Origin of the sequence: Pseudomonas cremoricolorata (genome assembly GCF_000759535.1) — a bacterium.
In the GTDB taxonomy this organism is placed as follows: domain Bacteria; phylum Pseudomonadota; class Gammaproteobacteria; order Pseudomonadales; family Pseudomonadaceae; genus Aquipseudomonas; species Aquipseudomonas cremoricolorata_A.
Genome location: NZ_CP009455.1, coordinates 2,722,538 through 2,738,762, shown reverse-complemented (window position 1 = coordinate 2,738,762; position 16,225 = coordinate 2,722,538). Strand labels below are relative to the sequence as shown.

Below are 16,225 nucleotides of genomic sequence, written 5' to 3'. Positions count from 1 at the left end.
GCGGCGCGCGGCTTTGTTCGCAGGCCAGCACCGTGCCATTGCCCAGTGCGACAGGCCGTGTACGGGTGGTTCTGGCAGGCCGCGCCATGATTCTTGTCGAAAGACGAAAAATCTTTATCAGAATTGGCCCTGTTTAACTCCAGCGCTCGCCGCTTAAACTTCTTCCTGCCTGCAACGGCACTGATTAACACCGACGACCACCCCCACCACGGCCGTATTAATCAGTAACTTCTGATACTTCCTACTTCGTTGGCTGCACGGCATTTTTCATGCGCCGGGCCGCCCCACGAGTTCAAACAGGTAATTCGAACATGAACGTTCTACTGGCATTGGTACTGGGCAGCGTCTGCGGCGCAGCCCTGGCTGACGACGCCGCGTCCGCGACTGCTGAACCTGCAGTCGAAACCTACAGTTACTCGCAGCACCTGGATATTGCCAAGGTCTTGAACATGAGCCCTGTGGCCAATGTCTGCGCCGTGGTACCGGCACGCATGACCTACGAAGACTCCCACGGCCAGCGCCATGTGGTCGAGTACGAAGTCATGGGCAACGGCTGTTCGAACGGCTGAACAGCGCCTGCACAGGGCCGCATTCCGGCCCTGTGGCTTGGTCAGCGGCTGATTCCGTAATCGCGCAACTTATTGGCGATGGTGGTATGGGAAACCCCCAGACGCCTGCCTAACGCACGACTGCTGGGATGTTCCAGCGCCAGGCGTTCAAGTACCGCCTTTTCAAAACGCCCGACAATATCGGCCAGACTTCCGTCCAGGGAAAACTCACCCAGTGGTTGACGCACTCCATAATCAGGCAAGCGAATATGTTCAGCATTGACCGCCCCCTCTTCGGCCAATGAAACTGCCTGAAACAGTACATTCTCAAGTTGCCGTACATTACCCGGCCATTGATAAGCCGCCAACTTTTCAAACGCGCCCGGCATTAACCGCGGCAAGGCACAACCGATCTGCCGACTGGCCTGATCGAGAAAATGCTCGACCAACCCAGGCAGGCCATCGAGGCATTCGCGCAAGGGCGGAATGTGCAGTGAAAGCACGTTGAGCCGGTGATACAGGTCCTGGCGAAATTCGCCGCGGGCGCACAGTTCGGAAAGGTCCAGCTGGGTAGCGCAGATCACCCGCACATCCAGATACACCTCATCGTCACTGCCGACCCGGCGGAAACCGCCATCCTGCAAAAAGCGCAGCAGCTTGACCTGCAAGCGCGGGCTCATTTCGTCGACACCGTCGAGGAACAAGGTCCCGCCAGCGGTGAGTTCCAGCAGGCCCAACTTGCCTTCGGCACGCGCCCCCTCGAACGCTCCCGGGCCATAGCCGAACAGCTCGGTCTCAGCGCGTGATTCGGGCAGTCCGGCGCAATTGAGCGCCATCAACGGCGCCTGTCCGCGCGGGCTTGCCAGGTGACAGGCGCGGGCCAGCAGCTCCTTGCCGGTGCCAGTTTCCCCCTCGATCAGCAGCGGCGCGTCGAGCGGCGCCATGCGCCGCGCTTCACGCACCACCGCAGCCATCGAGCGCGAGCTCTGGAAGATGCTGTCGAAGCCGCGCAGCTCTTGCTTGCGCACGTTGTAGATGCGCTCGCCGATGCGGTCGGCGCGGTGCAGGGTCAGCACGGCGCCGGCCAGGGCCTCGCTGTCGTCGTGCTCCATTTGCAACGGCGCGATGTCGGCCAGGAACACGTCGCCCCGCACCTGCACGCGCAGGCCGTTGACCCGCGACTTGTTCGAGCGCACCAGCGCCGGCAGGTCGAAATCCTCGACATAGCGCGACAGCGGCAGTCCCGGCACTTCGTCGACCCGTACCCCGAGCAGCTGCGCGGCACTGCGGTTGGCCGCGACGATGCTGCCGGCCATGTCGATCGACAGCACCGGAAACTCCAGGGCACCAAGCAGCGCGTTGAGCTCCATGTGCCGCCGCTCGCTGGGCATCAGGCCGACACGCTTGACGCCGAACACCCCGGCAATCGCTTCGAACTTTGCCCGCAGCGCCTGGAACTGCAGGTTGATCAGGTTCGGACAGTGCAGGTAGATGGCATTGCCATGGTCGCCCCCCACCTCGCCACGCCGCACGTTGATGCCGTAGTCGACCAGCAGTTCGAGGATGTCGCGCAGGATGCCGATGCGGTTCTGGCAGTGCACTTTGATTCGCATGTCGCCTCGCAGAGCGTCGGGAACCTGCTCTCGACGCAGAAATTCTGTAAAGAAAACCTGACAAATAGCCCGGATATGAGCGCGTTCCGAAGCCGATGATCCGGCATCCCTGCGCTATTGTAAAATTTACGTTACGAAGAAACCGACACACGCTCACTTTTGCTAGCAGGCGGGGCGATGCGCCAGGGCGCGCTCGGCGCTACAACTGAACCTATGTGCACCCCACAACAACAAAGCTTTCATCAGGAGAGCGACATGAAGCAGACGCACTATGTGGCACGCGAACCCGATGCCGACGGGTTCATCGACTACCCGGCCGCGGAGCATGAGGTGTGGAACACCCTCATTACCCGCCAGCTCGAGGTGATCGAGGGCCACGCCTGCGACGAGTTCATGCACGGCCTGAAACGGCTCGACTTGCCCCATGAGCGCATTCCGCAACTCAGTGAAATCAATCAGGTACTCGGCGCCACCACCGGCTGGCAGGTCGCCCGCGTACCGGCGCTGATCCCTTTTCAGACCTTCTTCGAGCTGCTGGCCAGCAAGCGCTTCCCGGTCGCCACCTTCATTCGCACCCCGGAAGAACTCGACTACCTGCAAGAGCCAGACATCTTCCATGAGATATTCGGCCACTGCCCGCTGCTGACCAATCCCTGGTTCGCCGAGTTCACCCACGCCTACGGCCAGCTGGGCCTGGCGGCCAGCAAGGAACAGCGGGTGTTCCTGGCGCGGCTGTACTGGATGACCATCGAGTTCGGCCTGCTCGACACGGCGCAAGGCACGCGCATCTATGGCGGCGGGATTCTCTCCTCGCCCAAGGAAACCCGTTATGCGCTGTCGGGCGAGCCCGAGCACCAGGTTTTCGATCCGGTAGAAGCCATGCGCACGCCCTACCGCATCGATATCTTGCAGCCGGTGTACTTCACCCTGCCCAGCCTCAAGCGCCTGTTCGACCTGGCCCACGAGGACGTCATGGCGTTGGTCGCGCAGGCGACTGCACTTGGCCTGCATGCCCCCAAATTCCCGCCCAAGGCCGCCTGAGGCGCTTTGTCTCATTATTTCTGCAAGGAATCGTTGCCATGACCACGTTGCATCAGAACCATTGCGAAGCCTGCAGCGCAGACGCGCCGAAAGTCAGCGATCAAGAGCTGGCAGAACTGATTCGTGAAATTCCCGACTGGAGTGTCGAAGTGCGTGATGGCCATATGGAGCTGGAGCGGGTGTTCCGCTTCAAGAACTTCAAGCACGCCCTGGCCTTCACCAATGCCGTGGGCGAGATCGCCGAAGCCGAGGGTCATCACCCAGGCCTGCTGACCGAGTGGGGCAAGGTCACCGTGACCTGGTGGAGCCACTCGATCAAAGGCCTGCACCGCAATGACTTCATCATGTGCGCCCGCACCGACCGAGTGGCGGAGGGTGCAGAAGGCCGAAAGGCCTGAGCCAGAAGCCAGCTGCTAAAAACGGTCACACAAACTCCGGTATGCTGCCTGGGCCACAGCTTAGCCAGGCTTGCCTGGTGCTATCCCTTGACTCATCCTTGCGAGGACCTCGAGATGCACGAAATCCCGAACCATCCCTTCCCAAGCCTGAACCCCGAAGAGCCTGCCGTTAGCGCCCAGGCCGAACCCGCCACGACGTCCGAGCATGACGTCGAAGAACCCGCCAGCGCCGAACAGGACTGACGCCGCAGCGCATGACGGCGTGAAAAACAGCTGAATGCCGGAACCACCCGACAGCCGTTTTCCACGCCGCCCTGCCGAACAGCCCTCCCCACGCAATCGATAATTCCCCGCCTCGCCATTCGTTCTTCCTACACAAATCGGCTTTCTGCCTATGGGGCGGCGCGCCTGATACCATGTCGCGCGGAAAAATGGCGCAAAGCCATTATTGCCGTCACTCGCGCCTATCGCTGTGTTCCCGCCCGCCGCCAAGGAGTTCGCATGTCCTCGCTTCACCCTCGCCTGCCGCTGAGCCTGCTGGCCCTGAGCATGTCCCTGCCTGCACAGGCCTGGGCTGTCGAAGACGTGACCTTGGCGCCGGTGGAAATTTCCGGCAGCGTCTCCAGCAACGGCTATCAGGCACGCGACGCACAGGTCACCGGCAAGTCGGCGACGCCGCTGCTCGACACCCCAGCGGCGGTCAGCGTGTTCAACCGGCAACTGCTGGACGATCGCCAGGTGCGCCTGCTCAGCGAAGTGCTACAGAGCGACGCCTCGGTGGGCGAAAGCTACGCACCGATCGGCTACTACGAGAACTTCAACGTGCGCGGGTTCGCCCTCAATGCCGCCAGCAGCTACCGCATCAATGGCCAGACCATTGCCGGCGAGCAGAACGTCGCGCTGGAGAACAAGCAGCAGGTGGAACTGCTCAAGGGCTTGTCAGGCCTGTACAGCGGCGTCGCCGAACCGGGCGGGCTGATCAACTACGTGACCAAGCGCGCCGAAGACGTGCGCAGCGTCACCGTCGCCAGCAACGAACAGGGTGAACGTTACCTGGCCACCGACCTGGGCGGCTGGTTCGGCAGCGAGCGGCAGTTCGGCCTGCGCGCCAACCTGGCCCATGAAGACATCCGTTCCTACGTCGATCATGCCGACGGCCGCCGCGACTTCGCCTCGCTGGCCTTCGACTGGCAGATCAACCCCGCAGCGACCTTGCAACTGGATGCCGAATACCAGCACCGCGAACAGCAGTCGGTGCCCGGCTATCAGTTATTGGGCAACCGCGCCCTGCCCCACAGCGTGAACCCGCGCGACCGCCTGGGCTATCAAAGCTGGGCCAAACCGGTGCAGAGCGACTCGCTGAACCTCGGCGGGCGCTTCGAGTACCGCTTCGACGACACCTGGACCGGTGCCATCAGCGCCTCGCGCAGCCAGGTGGTGATCGACGACTACAGTGCCTTCGCCTGGGGCTGCTATGGCGCGCCAAGCTGCGCCGATGCGACCAACCCCAACTACTTCAGCCCCGAAGGCGACTACGACCTGTATGACTTCCGCAGCCCCGACGACACCCGCAGGGTGGTCGAGGCCCAGGCTACCCTAAACGGCCGCTTCGAGGCTCTGGGGGTCAGCCACGACCTCACCGTGGGCAGCACCGCGCAGCGCCGTACCCTCGATCAACGGCCGTACTACAGCGAGTATGTCGGCGCCGGCAACATCGGCGAAGATGCCCCGCCCGCCGACCCTGCCACCCGCGCCAATGGCCGCCTGGAGCGACGCCTGGACAGCCGCCAGTACAGTCTGTTCTTCACCGATACCCTCCGCTTCGATGAGCACTGGCAGGCCGTGCTCGGCGCCCGTCAGGTACGCCTGGACGAACAGACCTGGGGCGAAGGCCGCACGCCAGGGCGGCACACCCAGCGCTACCAACTGCTGCCCAACGCCGCGCTGATCTACAAGCCGCAGGCCGACACCACCTTGTATCTGAGCTATGCCAAGGGCCTCTCGGCCGGCGGCACAGCGCCGATCTATGCCAGCAACCACACCGAAATCCTTGCCCCGAGCCTGTCGCACCAGCTCGAGCTGGGCGCTAAGCGCGAATGGCACGGCATGACCTTCGGCGCGGCCTTGTTCCAGATTCGCCAAGCCAATCAGTACGCCAGGCCCGAAGCGGACGGCAGCTACCTCTACCTCGAGCAGGGCCAGCGCAAGAACACCGGCCTGGAACTGAGCGCCAGCGGCCAGGCCAGCGAGCGCCTGCAACTGCACGCCAGCGCGGCGGCGATTCGCGCGCGCATGGAAAACAGCGGCACGCCCGCCTACGAAGGTCATCAGGTACTCAACGTGCCCAAGCTGCGTGCGGCCGTGCAGGCCGACTACAGCCTGCCGATTCCAGGCCTGGCCCTGCTCGCCGGCGCACGCTACAGCGCCAGCAAGTACGCTGACCGGCGCGGCGATGTCGAGGCCGGCGGCTACACCGTGTTCGATGTCGGCAGCCGCTACCAGACGCGGATTTCCGGCTATGACACGGTGCTCAGGCTGACCGTCGACAACGTTTTCGACAAACGCTACTGGCGTGATGTGGGCGACTACCTGGGCGACGACTACCTGTTCCAGGGCGCGCCGCGCACGGCGCGGGTGTCGGCTTCGGTCAATTTCTGAGGCTGGCGGCGCGGGGCATCGACGCCCCGCGCCATGGCCCGCCGTCAGAGACCGTGCGGGCCAGAATGCAAAAATCCCCCGCTTCTTTCGAGGCGGGGGCTTCTTGACGAATGTGGCGGTGAAGAAGGGATTTGAACCCTTGATACGATTTCTCGTATACACACTTTCCAGGCGTGCTCCTTCGACCACTCGGACACTTCACCGTTTCTCTTCAAGCCATTCAGCCTGTCGAGGCGCGCTAATTTAGTGGAAGGCCTGCCCTTTGGCAAGCGCTTTTTTGAATATTTTCATGCGCTTAAGCCGCTGCTACGGCGGCATGCGCCGCTCAGGGCACTCATGCCAATCGCACGGTCGCTTTTCCCAGGCAATCATTCAACGCCTGTATCGGCGGGCCCAACCCGTGCTGCCTGACCACCCAGTCAGTCTTGCCGCTTTACCTACCCGTGCGCGCTGGGTAACGTCGGCGCCACGCCCACACAAGGATAACGCCATGAGCGAGCTGATCACTTACCACGCCGAAGACGGCATCGCCACCCTCACCCTCAGCAATGGCAAGGTCAACGCCATCTCGCCGGAGCTGATCGCCACCTTCCACACCCTGCTCGACCGTGCCGAGCAGGAACGTGCCGTAGTGGTCATCACCGGCCAACCAGGCATTCTTTCCGGCGGCTACGACCTCAAGGTCATGGGCGCTGGGCCAAAGCAGGCGGTCGATCTGGTCAGTGCGGGTTCGGCACTGACTCGCCGGCTGCTCGCCCACCCCTTCCCGGTGGTCATCGCCTGCCCAGGCAATGCCGTGGCCAAGGGCGCCTTCCTGCTGCTGGCTGCCGATTACCGTATCGGGATCGAAGGGCCGTACAAGATCTGCCTGAACGAAGTGCAGATCGGCATGACCATGCACCATGCCGGCATCGAACTGGCCCGCGACCGCCTGCGCCGCTCTGCCTTCCACCGTGCGGTGATCAACGCCGAGGTGTTCGACCCCCATGCCGCCGTCGATGCCGGTTTTCTTGACCAGGTGGTGCCCGCTGCTCAGCTTCAGGAGACTGCACTGAATGTAGCCCGCGAGCTGAAAAAACTGAACATGCTCGCGCACAAGAACACCAAACTCAAAGTGCGCCACGGCCTGCTCGCAGCGCTGGATGAAGCGATCGTCCGTGACCAGGCGCACCTGGGCTGAGAATCGGAGACACCATGGGTCGAGTCGTTGCGGCGGCGGTATACAGCGCTGGCAGAAAGGTCACCAACATCAACCTCGATGAAGGCCGTGAATGGGCGCAAAAGCCCGGTCACTTCGTCTGGATCGGCCTGGAAGAGCCCACCGCTCAGGTGCTGCACACCCTACAGCAGCAATTCGACCTGCATGAACTGGCCATTGAAGATGCGCTGGAGAAACACAGCAAGCCCAAGCTCGAGACTTTCGGTGACGCGTTGTTCATCGTCACCTATTCCCCAGTACGCGATGAAGGCCGCCTGGCCTTCATCGAGACCCACATCTTCGCGGGCAAGGGTTACGTCATCACCTGCCGCAATGGTCATTCGCAATCCTACGCACTGGTGCGCCAGCGCTGCGAGGCGCGCCCCTTGCTGCTCGAGCATGGTGAAGACTTCGTCCTCTACGCCCTGCTGGACTTCGTGACCGAGAACTACCAGCCGGTCAGCGAAGCCATCCATGAAGAAATCGAAGCGCTGGAGCACACCGTGCTGACCAAGTCTTTGCGCGAAGCCGACATCCAGCGCCTGCACTGCCTGCGCCGCGACACCTTGCGCATGCGCCGCTACGTGGCGCCGATGGTCGAAATCGGCGAAGAACTGCAGCGGCTGAACTTCCCCTTCATCGACAAGAACATGCGCCCCTACTTCCGTGACGTGCAGATCCACGTCAACCGGCAGATGGAAGACTTGAGCACCATCCGCGACATTGCCAGCCAGACCATCGAAGTGGGCATGCTGCTGGAGTCATCGCGCCAGAGCGTGACTCAGCGCAAGTTCGCCGCCTGGGCGGCGATCCTGGCGCTGCCCACGGCCATCGCCGGTATCTATGGGATGAACTTCAAGAACATGCCGGAGCTGGACTGGCACTACGGCTACTTCACCGTACTGTCGGTCATCGGCCTGGGCTGCGCAGGCCTGTATGCCAGCTTCAAGCGCTCCGGCTGGCTGTAACGCAGCGAGTCGACCTTACGCCCTGGCCGGTGCGTGCTCGATGAAGCGCAGCATCCACTCGCCAACCAGATCGCCCTGATGCGCGGTTGCCAGGCTGGCCACCGCACGCTGGTACACCTCATCGCCCAGATGCTGCTGACGGGCATCGAGCAAGGCGCGGGAGTAGTCGTTGACGAACTCAGGGTGGCCCTGGAAGCACAACACCTGATCGCCGATGTGGTACGCCGCATTCGGGCAGAAATCGCTCGAGGCGATGACCGTCGCCCCCTCTGGTAGCTGGGTGACCTGGTCCTGGTGGCTGATGAGCAACGTCAGTTCGGTGACCTGGGGATCCATCCACGGCGCATGGGCGGCCAGGCGATAGCGATGAGTACCCACGCCCCAGCCTTGCTTGGCGCGTTCGGCCTTGCCACCGAGGGTCAGGGCCAGCAATTGATGCCCGAAGCACACGCCCAGCAACTTCTCGCCGCGCGCGTAAAGTTTCAGCAGGTAGGCCTTGAGCGTGACGATCCATGCATCTTCAGCGAACGAATCGGCTTTGCTGCCCGTCACAAGATAGGCATCGAATCGTTCGTCATCGCCTGGATAATTGCCGTTCATGACGTTGTAGACGACAAACTCGGCGGGAATGTGCTGGCGTGAGAACAATTGTTCGAACATCCGTCCGTAGCCCTGGTACTGCGCGATCAATTCCTCGCGCAGGACATCGGTTTCCAGGATGCAGATGCGTAGCGACATGGCGGTAGTCCTGAACGACATAGGTTAGGGATGGCCGTAGAGACTGCCGCGAAAGATCGGTACAAGCAAGTAGGCCGCACTGACGAGTGGCTATGCCGCCGCGCAAAAGGCTGCCAGGCGTTGCAGGTGTCTAGGCAGAGCCATTGCGCAGGCGTCAGATTAAAACGATAACTCAACGCAATTAAAAACCCGACAACTAGAACAAAGGGGTCTCTGACATGGATACGCTTGGCCCTACTGTTGAATATGCAAAGACACGCTCTGCGCGCGACGCACGGGTAGCGCCCATTACCCTTGATCCGACGCCACGCAAGGAAGCCATCGGGTATACAGGAATAACAACAAGAAGGCCGTCAGCCATGTTCAGACATTCCAAGTTCCGCCAGGCCGGACTCATCGTGTTTGCCACTACGCTGTTGCTCATTCTGCCCAACATGACCCGCCTGTTTGGTTGAAAGCAGACTGGTCCGACGCGTGCGGTGCGCGTAACCTGCCGAGCCTTTTCGCTCGGAGCCAGCCCATGCGCGTTTGTCTGCTGCTATTGACAGGGTTGTTCACCCTGCCCCTTTACGCTGCGCAATTGCAGCTCGACGCCGATGCATTGTCGCGCCAGTGGAGCACCGCCGAGTTGCTCGACCATCCCCAGGCCATGGTTATCGAGGTACCTGCAGACGTTTCCTATAAACGCGCGATGCATTACCGCGCGGTGCCTCTCGCAGCTCTGCTCGAAGGTCTGGGCAGCGACGACCACCTGCAAGCTGTGGCATTGGACGGCTTCGCCGCAGAAATGCCCGCCGCGCCGCTGTTGCAGGCAGGCCCCGCAAGGGCGTGGCTGGCGGTGGAAGACCCTGAGCAGCCGTGGCCGCCGCTGGCCGCCGGCAAGCCCAGCGCCGGGCCGTTCTACCTGGTCTGGACCGATCCTCAGCGCAGCGGTATTCGCCCCGAGCAATGGCCGTTCCAGATCGCCCGCCTGCGCCGCCTGCAACCGGTCGAGCAACGCTTCCCGCAAATGCGCCCAGACCCGGCGCTGCCTGCCAATGCGCCCGAGCGTCTGGGTTTTGCCCTGTTCCAGCAGAACTGCATGGCCTGTCACCGCCTCAACGGCGGTGGCGACGCCCAGGTCGGTCCGGACCTGAACCTGCCGCACAATCCTACCGAATACTTCGCCGCGCCCTGGCTACGTCAGCTGATTCGCGACCCACAGTCGCTGCGCCAATGGCCGCAGAGCAAGATGCCGGCCTTTAGCGAGGCAGTACTGAACGAAGCGGAACTGGATGCCTTGCTGGCCTACCTCGAGCATATGGCAGGCCGCAAGTCGTGAGTGTCAGTCAGACGATCAGGCGACGATACGCTCCTGCTTGACGCCCCACCCGTTGACCTCACCACCCAGGGGCGAGACGACCCGTTCGAGCGCCTGCTCGAACGCACCGATACCCCGATGCGTGGCATACATGACTTTGCTCAACTCCAGATGCCAGTCACCCTCCTGTGACTCATGCACCTGCGCCAGGGTCGACTCACCGCGAAACGCTTGCGCGGCGCGCCAGGCGTCTTCCTCGCTGGGAAGCACGGCATAGAACTCGATGGGATGGATACGCGTGAAGTCGAACCCGCCCTCCTTCATCTGGCGGAGTACGGTGCTGCTGATGTCGTCGTTGTGGCTGGTCATGAAACGTCCTCCTGCAATGCGATGGATAGACTTTTCTTACAGTACACGGTGGCCGGCGTGACGCCTTGGAGCAGCTTGGGTGGGGGGAAGAAGACAGGGGCCGGCGCACGACAGCGCTGACCCCAAGATCAAGCCTAGCGTCACCCGCGACGGCGCGCCAGGGGCCAATTCAGGGGCGTTCGACAATTTCGCTGATAGTCACGCCGCTGTTTTCCTTGAGCCAGCGCGCCGTGGGCGACACGCTGCGATCCTGAAAATCATTGAGGTCCAGCTCATCCATGACCGGGAACAGTACCGAACGAATCGCACGCGCAGCCTCTTCCTCACTCGGGCGCTGTTCAGCGCTGAGGTGCAACGTGGTCAGTTCGCCCTTCTGATCGGCAAAGATGATGTCCCACTCTTTCATTAACGAGCCCTCTGATGGTCACGGAACAGCGAGTACTGCCTGTTCTAGCTGACCCTGGGTGCCAGGGTTTTGTTCAGTCCGCCTGCCGGGGCGCAGGGCCCCGGCAGCGGTGCTTATTGCGGGGTGCCGTGGACGACTCCGGCGGTGTTGTCCAGCAGGCTCTTGGTAGCGGTCTGGATGAACGCTTCGAGGGTCTTGAGCAACTGTGGCTGATCGGGACTTTCGATCAGCTCGGCCTTGAACTCGCGGCCCAGCTGGTAACGATACAGGCGCGGCGACATGTCCTTGGACTCGATCAGCACGCGGTCACCGGTGACCAGACCGACGATCTGCTCACTGCCCGACGGCTTGATCATGCCCACCCCAGGATCGCCCGCTGGCAGGCTGAGCAGGTCACGCCCCCAGCATTGGTGGCGGGTTGGCCCACCCAGACGGCCCATGATGGTCGGCACGACGTCCACCTGAGTACCCACGGTGTGGCTGACCGCGCCGAACTTGTCCTGAATGCCCGGGGCGATCAGCAACAGCGGGATGTTGAAGCGGCCGAGGTCGAGCTCGGTGACCTGCTGATGGTTGCCGAAGCCGTGGTCGCCGACGATGACGAACAAGGTCTCCTTGAAATACGGCTCCTTGCGCGCCTTCTCGAAGAACTGACCGAGCGCCCAGTCCGAATAGCGCATGGCGGTGAGGTGTTCATCCAATCGGCCCTGGCCGGTGACCGGCGCCACCGGCAGGTCTTTGGGCAAGGCGTAGGGGGTGTGGTTGGACAAGGTCTGCAGCAGCGCATAGAACGGCTTCTTGCCGTAGTTGTTGGCCAGTTCCTGTGCGCCGCGATCGAACATGTCCTGGTCGGAGACGCCCCAGGTCGGGTCGGAGAACACCGGATTGACGAAGTCGTTGCGGCCGATGAAGGTGGTCATGCCTTGGTTGCCGAAGAAGCCGGACTGGTTGTCCCAGGCGAAGTCACCGTTGTAAACGTACACATCGTCGTAGTCACGGGCGCTGAGCAGCGCCGGCAGCCCGGAGAGTTTGTGCCCGCCCTCGGGCGTCTGCATCAGGTACTCGAAGCCCGGCAGGTTGGGGAAGCAGGCCATTGTGGCGAACATGCCCTGGTGGGTATGGGTGCCGTTGGAGAAGAAGCGGTCGAACAGCAGGCCCTCTTTGGCCAACTGGTCGAAATTCGGGGTGATGTCGTTGGGGCCGCCGAGGGCACCGACGGAGTGGCCGGCGAAGCTTTCCATCAGAATCACCACGACGTTCTTGATCGGCAGCGTCTTGTCCGCAGGCGGGACGAAGTCACGGCGGATCGCCGCCTGGTCGGCATCGACCAGGGTGTCGTGCTCGGTCAGCAGTTGCTTGCGCACGCTCTCGAGCGCCACCTGCGGGTCGAGGGTGGCTTTCCAGATGTTGGCGCGGTCTTCACCGAAGCGGCTCTTGGCGGCATCGATCAGGGTCAGCGTGCCGTTCAGACCCAGCTGGTTGACGAAATTGGAGTCGGTGGTGAACGCATCGCCCCAGCGCATCGGTGGGCCCTGGCGTAGGGTGCCACGGGCGGCCACCACGGCAACCAGCAGAATCACCATGAACACTGCCAGACGGTTGTACCAGGGCGTCGCGCGGCTTGCGTCGAGGGTGGCGTCTGGATTGCTGCCGCCGCGGGTGATGCGGTCGATGCCTTTGAACACCAGGCTCAGCAACCAGGTGCCGAACAGCCAGGCCAGCAGGTAGCGCACCACGGGGAAGCCATACCAGAGCATGCTCAGCACCGTCTTCGGGTCTTCCTTCACATACTGGAAGACCAGGCCGTTCAAGCGCTGGTGGAACTCGCGGTAGAAGTCCAGCTCCATCAGCCCGAGCAGCAGCACCACGCTGGAGGTCAGGGTCAGCCACAGGCGAAATAAGCCACGTCGGGCCATTGCCCAGGTACTGAGGGTGGCCAGCAGCAGCGGTACGCTCAGATAGACCACCACCCGCAGGTCGAAACGCAGGCCGTTGAGAAACCCTTCCGCCACCGTGGCGGTAGGGGTATCACCGACCATATCGCTGTTGTAGAGCAACAGCGCCAGGCGTACCAGACTCAGCATGAGCATGATTGTCAGGGCGCTGAGCGCGGTGTACGCCAGGTGGCGGGAAACGGTTGGGGTAAAGGGAGCGCGCACGCCCCATTGCTTCAAGGCATTCGGATGAGCCATGAATGGAGAAGTCCTAAGAATGCAGGTTTGCGGAAAAAGCTGGGTCGTCGACAGCGCCCGCAATGACAAACTGGCAGCGGACGGACGCAGCATTATGCGGCGCGGATTTTCAGGAATCGAGTGTGAAAATTATGTCACGCCGCCCGCTGCGTCCTGCGCTGGCTAGACCCGCGGATTGCCCCGCGGCCCGGCGATGGCCCAGATGATCAGCCCCACCACCGGCAGCAGCAGGATCAACACGATCCAGAGAATTTTCGCGCCAGTCGAAGAACTGCTTCTTGCCACACTGATGATCGCCCAGATGTCCAGGGCCAGAATGATCAGCCCCACCAGGCCGTTGAATGTCGAACCCATACCCTTGCTCCTTATGAATAGCTGCACCGCTCAGCATAGCGGGCTATCGAGGCTATAGAACGGAATCCTTGGCGTGAGGTTCAGGTCAATCGCTAGACTCGCTCATTGTTCTGATTCCGAGGTTCGCGATGCCCCCAGCCGATTCTTCCACTTCCGCCCTGCCCTCGCTGCTGGGCGCCTGGCGCATACAGGCGCAGCGCAACCCGTGGCTGAGCGCCGGGCTGGGCGTGAGCCTGCTGGCGATCATCGTGCTGCTGCTGGCGAGCATCTACAACGCGGTCAATGGCGATCACGCCGACAACCTGCATTTCGCGGTGCTCGGCGGCCTGGCAGGATTCGGCGCTACCGCACTGGGCGCGGTATTGGCGGTGATTCTGCGCGATGTCAGCACGCGCAATCAGGATGTCATGCTCGGCTCCGCTGCCGGCATGATGCTCGCGGCCAGCTCCTTTTCGCTGATTCTTCCAGGGCTGGACGCTGCGCGGGAAATCACCGGCAACGGCTCGGCTGCAGCCGGCACGGTGGTGCTGGGCATGGCCCTGGGCGTGCTGTTGATGCTCGGGCTCGACCGTTTCACCCCGCACGAACACGAATCCACTGGCCCCTGCGGCCCGGAAGCGGCGCGGGTCAATCGGGTCTGGCTGTTCGTGCTGGCGATCACCTTGCACAACCTGCCAGAAGGCATGGCCATTGGCGTGAGCTTCGCCAATGGCGACATGAACATCGGCCTGCCGCTGACCAGCGCTATCGCCATTCAGGACATTCCCGAAGGCCTGGCGGTCGCCTTGGCGCTGCGCGCGACCGGGTTGTCGAGCCTGAAGGCGGCGCTGGTAGCGATTGGTTCGGGGTTGATGGAACCCCTGGGCGCGGTGATCGGCCTGGGGATTTCCACCGGGTTTGCACTCGCCTACCCGATCAGCATGGGCCTGGCCGCCGGGGCGATGATCTTCGTGGTGTCCCACGAGGTGATTCCGGAGACCCACCGCAACGGCCACCAGACCTCTGCTACCCTCGGCCTGATGGGCGGCTTTGCGGTGATGATGTTTCTCGATACCGCGCTGGGCTGAGCGGCGCAGGATTTGCGGCAGTCAGGCGCTTGGCGGAGGGTTCGCGACAGCCGGTAGAGCCGGCCTTAGCGCCAGCTCTCCTTGACCGGCCGGCGGCGTGCGCCGAGGACCAGCCAACCGATCAGACGCAACAGGCTCTCCACCGCCAGCGACAACAGCAGCCCGGCGCCCACGCCCCAGGCGATGGCTTCGGGCACCAGCAGGATCTGGTAGCTGTAGCCTTTGAGGGTTTCTTCGCGCAGGTCAGGGTCGGGCTGCACCAGCACGTGCCAGGTGCGCACCCACCAGTTGCCCTGCAAGGTCTGCCACTCGTTTTCCAGCATCTGGTTGCGAATCAGCAGGCTCTCGATGCTGTTGGCATCGCTGTTGAACACCGGGTCATCGCTGCTGCGGTAATGCCGCACCAGGGCTTGCAGGTCACCGTTGAAGAAGCGTTCGGCGGTTTCCTTGAAGCCATTCAAAGCTTCGCGGGACTCCAGCACATGGGCCTCGACCCGCTGGCTGTAGCTGTTGATCAAACCCGGCACCTGGATGCCGGCCAGCAGGCCGACGGTGAACAGCAACAGACGCAGGTAGCTCATGAACATGCCGGGGCCTCCTCGCTGTGGCCGTGGGCGGTACACTCACCGTGGCGCCACAGCGCCCAGTCACCGGGCGCGTAACGGTTCCAGGTTTCGTTTTCGGTCAGCGGCTCGGTGGCGATCACCGTGACCACGTCGTTGGGGGTGGTTTCGGTGAGAAAGTCGACGATCAGGTCGACATCCTTGAGCCGCGCCGCACCAAACGGCGCGCGCCGGGTGATGTGCACCAGCTTGGTCGAGCAGAAACAGAACAGCCAGTCGCCGTTGCTCAGCAGGCAGTTGAACACGCCCTGGCTGCGATACCCGGCGCAGGCCTCGACCAGCACCGGCAAGAGTTGCTCGACGGCCACCGGTTCGGGAAATGCTGCGCGCACGCGGTTGAGCAGGTCGCAAAACGCTGCCTCGCTGTCGGTATCCCCGACCGGACGGTAGAAGGTCTTTTCGCCGCTGAACTCACGCAATTGACCATTGTGCGCAAAGCACCAATTGCGGCCCCACAGCTCGCGTACGAACGGGTGGGTGTTGGACAGGCAGACGGTGCCGACATTGGCCTGGCGAATGTGACCGATCACCACTTCGCTCTTGATCGGGTAGCGCTGCACCAGATTGGCCACCTCCGACTCGCTGCTCGCCGACGGGTCCTGGAACAGCCGCAGGCCACGCCCTTCGTAAAAGCCGATGCCCCAGCCATCACGGTGCGGCCCGGTGCGCCCGCCACGCTGCATCAGGCCGGTAAAACTGAAGACGATATCGGTGGGCACGTTGGCGCTCATGCCGAGCAATTCACACATGAG

At 62.7% G+C, this 16,225-nt stretch carries 17 protein-coding genes and 1 tRNA gene; 9 read left to right on the top strand and 9 right to left on the bottom strand.

The genetic code is table 11. The annotated features are described in order from the left end of the window. The first annotated feature begins 311 nt into the window (after positions 1-311). The gene (locus LK03_RS12065; RefSeq protein WP_038412618.1) at positions 312-569 is read left to right on the top strand and encodes a DUF2790 domain-containing protein; all 258 of its coding nucleotides are present in this window, start codon (positions 312-314) and stop codon (positions 567-569) included. A gap of 41 nt (positions 570-610) precedes the next feature. Here the strand turns inward: LK03_RS12065 and LK03_RS12060 are convergent, their stop codons facing one another. Beyond that, positions 611-2,161 (bottom strand): sigma-54-dependent phenylalanine hydroxylase transcriptional regulator PhhR, encoded by a 1,551-nt coding sequence (locus LK03_RS12060; RefSeq protein ID WP_038412617.1) that lies wholly within the window; start codon positions 2,159-2,161, stop codon positions 611-613. Between the two features lie 255 nt (positions 2,162-2,416). Here LK03_RS12060 and phhA point away from each other — a divergent pair, with 255 nt between their 5' ends. From phhA to LK03_RS12045, 4 genes are all read left to right on the top strand, one after another. After that, positions 2,417-3,202: a phenylalanine 4-monooxygenase gene (gene phhA / locus LK03_RS12055; protein WP_038412616.1), complete on the top strand. Its 786-nt coding sequence runs from the start codon at positions 2,417-2,419 to the stop codon at positions 3,200-3,202. Positions 3,203-3,240: 38 nt separating this feature from the next. Continuing rightward, on the top strand, positions 3,241-3,600 hold the full coding sequence (locus LK03_RS12050) for a 4a-hydroxytetrahydrobiopterin dehydratase (RefSeq protein ID WP_038412614.1): 360 nt from the start codon (positions 3,241-3,243) through the stop codon (positions 3,598-3,600). Positions 3,601-3,714: 114 nt separating this feature from the next. Further along, a complete protein-coding gene (locus LK03_RS22650; RefSeq protein WP_276203299.1) occupies positions 3,715-3,843 on the top strand; it encodes a hypothetical protein in 129 nt (42 codons plus the stop codon). 258 nt (positions 3,844-4,101) lie between these two features. Next, positions 4,102-6,258 (top strand): TonB-dependent siderophore receptor, encoded by a 2,157-nt coding sequence (locus LK03_RS12045; RefSeq protein ID WP_038412613.1) that lies wholly within the window; start codon positions 4,102-4,104, stop codon positions 6,256-6,258. A gap of 113 nt (positions 6,259-6,371) precedes the next feature. Here LK03_RS12045 and LK03_RS12040 read toward each other — a convergent pair. After that, positions 6,372-6,461, bottom strand: a tRNA-Ser gene (locus LK03_RS12040). A 287-nt stretch (positions 6,462-6,748) separates the two neighbouring features. On the opposite strand from LK03_RS12040, the gene LK03_RS12035 reads away from it, so the two are divergent. Further along, positions 6,749-7,438, top strand: a complete 690-nt coding sequence (locus LK03_RS12035) for a crotonase/enoyl-CoA hydratase family protein (protein ID WP_038412611.1) — start codon at positions 6,749-6,751, stop codon at positions 7,436-7,438. Between the two features lie 14 nt (positions 7,439-7,452). Continuing rightward, the gene (locus LK03_RS12030; RefSeq protein WP_038412610.1) at positions 7,453-8,424 is read left to right on the top strand and encodes a magnesium and cobalt transport protein CorA; all 972 of its coding nucleotides are present in this window, start codon (positions 7,453-7,455) and stop codon (positions 8,422-8,424) included. A 15-nt stretch (positions 8,425-8,439) separates the two neighbouring features. On the opposite strand, the gene LK03_RS12025 is transcribed toward LK03_RS12030, so the two are convergent. Beyond that, positions 8,440-9,162, bottom strand: coding sequence for an amidotransferase (locus LK03_RS12025; protein WP_038412609.1), 723 nt, complete (start codon positions 9,160-9,162; stop codon positions 8,440-8,442). Positions 9,163-9,682: 520 nt separating this feature from the next. On the opposite strand from LK03_RS12025, the gene LK03_RS12020 reads away from it, so the two are divergent. After that, positions 9,683-10,483: a cytochrome c gene (locus LK03_RS12020; protein WP_038412608.1), complete on the top strand. Its 801-nt coding sequence runs from the start codon at positions 9,683-9,685 to the stop codon at positions 10,481-10,483. A gap of 15 nt (positions 10,484-10,498) precedes the next feature. On the opposite strand, the gene LK03_RS12015 is transcribed toward LK03_RS12020, so the two are convergent. The 4 genes from LK03_RS12015 to LK03_RS12000 all read right to left on the bottom strand — a co-directional run bounded on the left by LK03_RS12015 (position 10,499) and on the right by LK03_RS12000 (position 13,783). After that, positions 10,499-10,831: a ribonuclease E inhibitor RraB gene (locus LK03_RS12015; RefSeq protein WP_038412607.1), complete on the bottom strand. Its 333-nt coding sequence runs from the start codon at positions 10,829-10,831 to the stop codon at positions 10,499-10,501. Positions 10,832-11,000: 169 nt separating this feature from the next. Continuing rightward, entirely contained in the window at positions 11,001-11,237 is a 237-nt protein-coding gene (locus LK03_RS12010) for a hypothetical protein (RefSeq protein ID WP_038412606.1), read from the bottom strand. A gap of 113 nt (positions 11,238-11,350) precedes the next feature. Further along, positions 11,351-13,429, bottom strand: a complete 2,079-nt coding sequence (locus tag LK03_RS12005) for an LTA synthase family protein (RefSeq protein ID WP_038412605.1) — start codon at positions 13,427-13,429, stop codon at positions 11,351-11,353. Between the two features lie 162 nt (positions 13,430-13,591). Next, the gene (locus LK03_RS12000) at positions 13,592-13,783 is read right to left on the bottom strand and encodes a PLDc N-terminal domain-containing protein (RefSeq protein WP_028694618.1); all 192 of its coding nucleotides are present in this window, start codon (positions 13,781-13,783) and stop codon (positions 13,592-13,594) included. Positions 13,784-13,911: 128 nt separating this feature from the next. Between LK03_RS12000 and LK03_RS11995 the strand changes: the two genes are divergently transcribed. Then, complete coding sequence (locus LK03_RS11995; protein ID WP_038412604.1) at positions 13,912-14,850, top strand: ZIP family metal transporter; 939 nt, start codon at positions 13,912-13,914, stop codon at positions 14,848-14,850. A 65-nt stretch (positions 14,851-14,915) separates the two neighbouring features. On the opposite strand, the gene LK03_RS11990 is transcribed toward LK03_RS11995, so the two are convergent. Both LK03_RS11990 and LK03_RS11985 read right to left on the bottom strand, forming a co-directional pair. Next, positions 14,916-15,437: a DUF2937 family protein gene (locus tag LK03_RS11990; RefSeq protein ID WP_038412602.1), complete on the bottom strand. Its 522-nt coding sequence runs from the start codon at positions 15,435-15,437 to the stop codon at positions 14,916-14,918. Beyond that, complete coding sequence (locus LK03_RS11985; protein ID WP_038412601.1) at positions 15,428-16,222, bottom strand: class II glutamine amidotransferase; 795 nt, start codon at positions 16,220-16,222, stop codon at positions 15,428-15,430. The genes LK03_RS11990 and LK03_RS11985 overlap by 10 nt, the downstream gene beginning before the upstream one ends. Positions 16,223-16,225: the final 3 nt, after the last annotated feature.

Excerpts from the sequence above, each read along its gene's own strand:
- LK03_RS12045 (WP_038412613.1), top strand. The coding sequence starts at position 4,102 with ATGTCCTCGCTTCACCCTCGCCTGCCGCTGAGCCTGCTGGCCCTGAGC.
- LK03_RS12000 (WP_028694618.1), bottom strand. The coding sequence starts at position 13,783 with ATGGGTTCGACATTCAACGGCCTGGTGGGGCTGATCATTCTGGCCCTG.
- LK03_RS12005 (WP_038412605.1), bottom strand. The coding sequence starts at position 13,429 with ATGGCTCATCCGAATGCCTTGAAGCAATGGGGCGTGCGCGCTCCCTTT.
- LK03_RS12050 (WP_038412614.1), top strand. The coding sequence starts at position 3,241 with ATGACCACGTTGCATCAGAACCATTGCGAAGCCTGCAGCGCAGACGCG.
- LK03_RS12060 (WP_038412617.1), bottom strand. The coding sequence starts at position 2,161 with ATGCGAATCAAAGTGCACTGCCAGAACCGCATCGGCATCCTGCGCGAC.
- LK03_RS12010 (WP_038412606.1), bottom strand. The coding sequence starts at position 11,237 with ATGAAAGAGTGGGACATCATCTTTGCCGATCAGAAGGGCGAACTGACC.
- LK03_RS12015 (WP_038412607.1), bottom strand. The coding sequence starts at position 10,831 with ATGACCAGCCACAACGACGACATCAGCAGCACCGTACTCCGCCAGATG.
- LK03_RS12035 (WP_038412611.1), top strand. The coding sequence starts at position 6,749 with ATGAGCGAGCTGATCACTTACCACGCCGAAGACGGCATCGCCACCCTC.
- LK03_RS11990 (WP_038412602.1), bottom strand. The coding sequence starts at position 15,437 with ATGTTCATGAGCTACCTGCGTCTGTTGCTGTTCACCGTCGGCCTGCTG.
- LK03_RS12065 (WP_038412618.1), top strand. The coding sequence starts at position 312 with ATGAACGTTCTACTGGCATTGGTACTGGGCAGCGTCTGCGGCGCAGCC.
- LK03_RS22650 (WP_276203299.1), top strand. The coding sequence starts at position 3,715 with ATGCACGAAATCCCGAACCATCCCTTCCCAAGCCTGAACCCCGAAGAG.
- LK03_RS12025 (WP_038412609.1), bottom strand. The coding sequence starts at position 9,162 with ATGTCGCTACGCATCTGCATCCTGGAAACCGATGTCCTGCGCGAGGAA.
- LK03_RS12030 (WP_038412610.1), top strand. The coding sequence starts at position 7,453 with ATGGGTCGAGTCGTTGCGGCGGCGGTATACAGCGCTGGCAGAAAGGTC.
- LK03_RS11985 (WP_038412601.1), bottom strand. The coding sequence starts at position 16,222 with ATGTGTGAATTGCTCGGCATGAGCGCCAACGTGCCCACCGATATCGTC.
- LK03_RS12020 (WP_038412608.1), top strand. The coding sequence starts at position 9,683 with ATGCGCGTTTGTCTGCTGCTATTGACAGGGTTGTTCACCCTGCCCCTT.
- phhA (WP_038412616.1), top strand. The coding sequence starts at position 2,417 with ATGAAGCAGACGCACTATGTGGCACGCGAACCCGATGCCGACGGGTTC.
- LK03_RS11995 (WP_038412604.1), top strand. The coding sequence starts at position 13,912 with ATGCCCCCAGCCGATTCTTCCACTTCCGCCCTGCCCTCGCTGCTGGGC.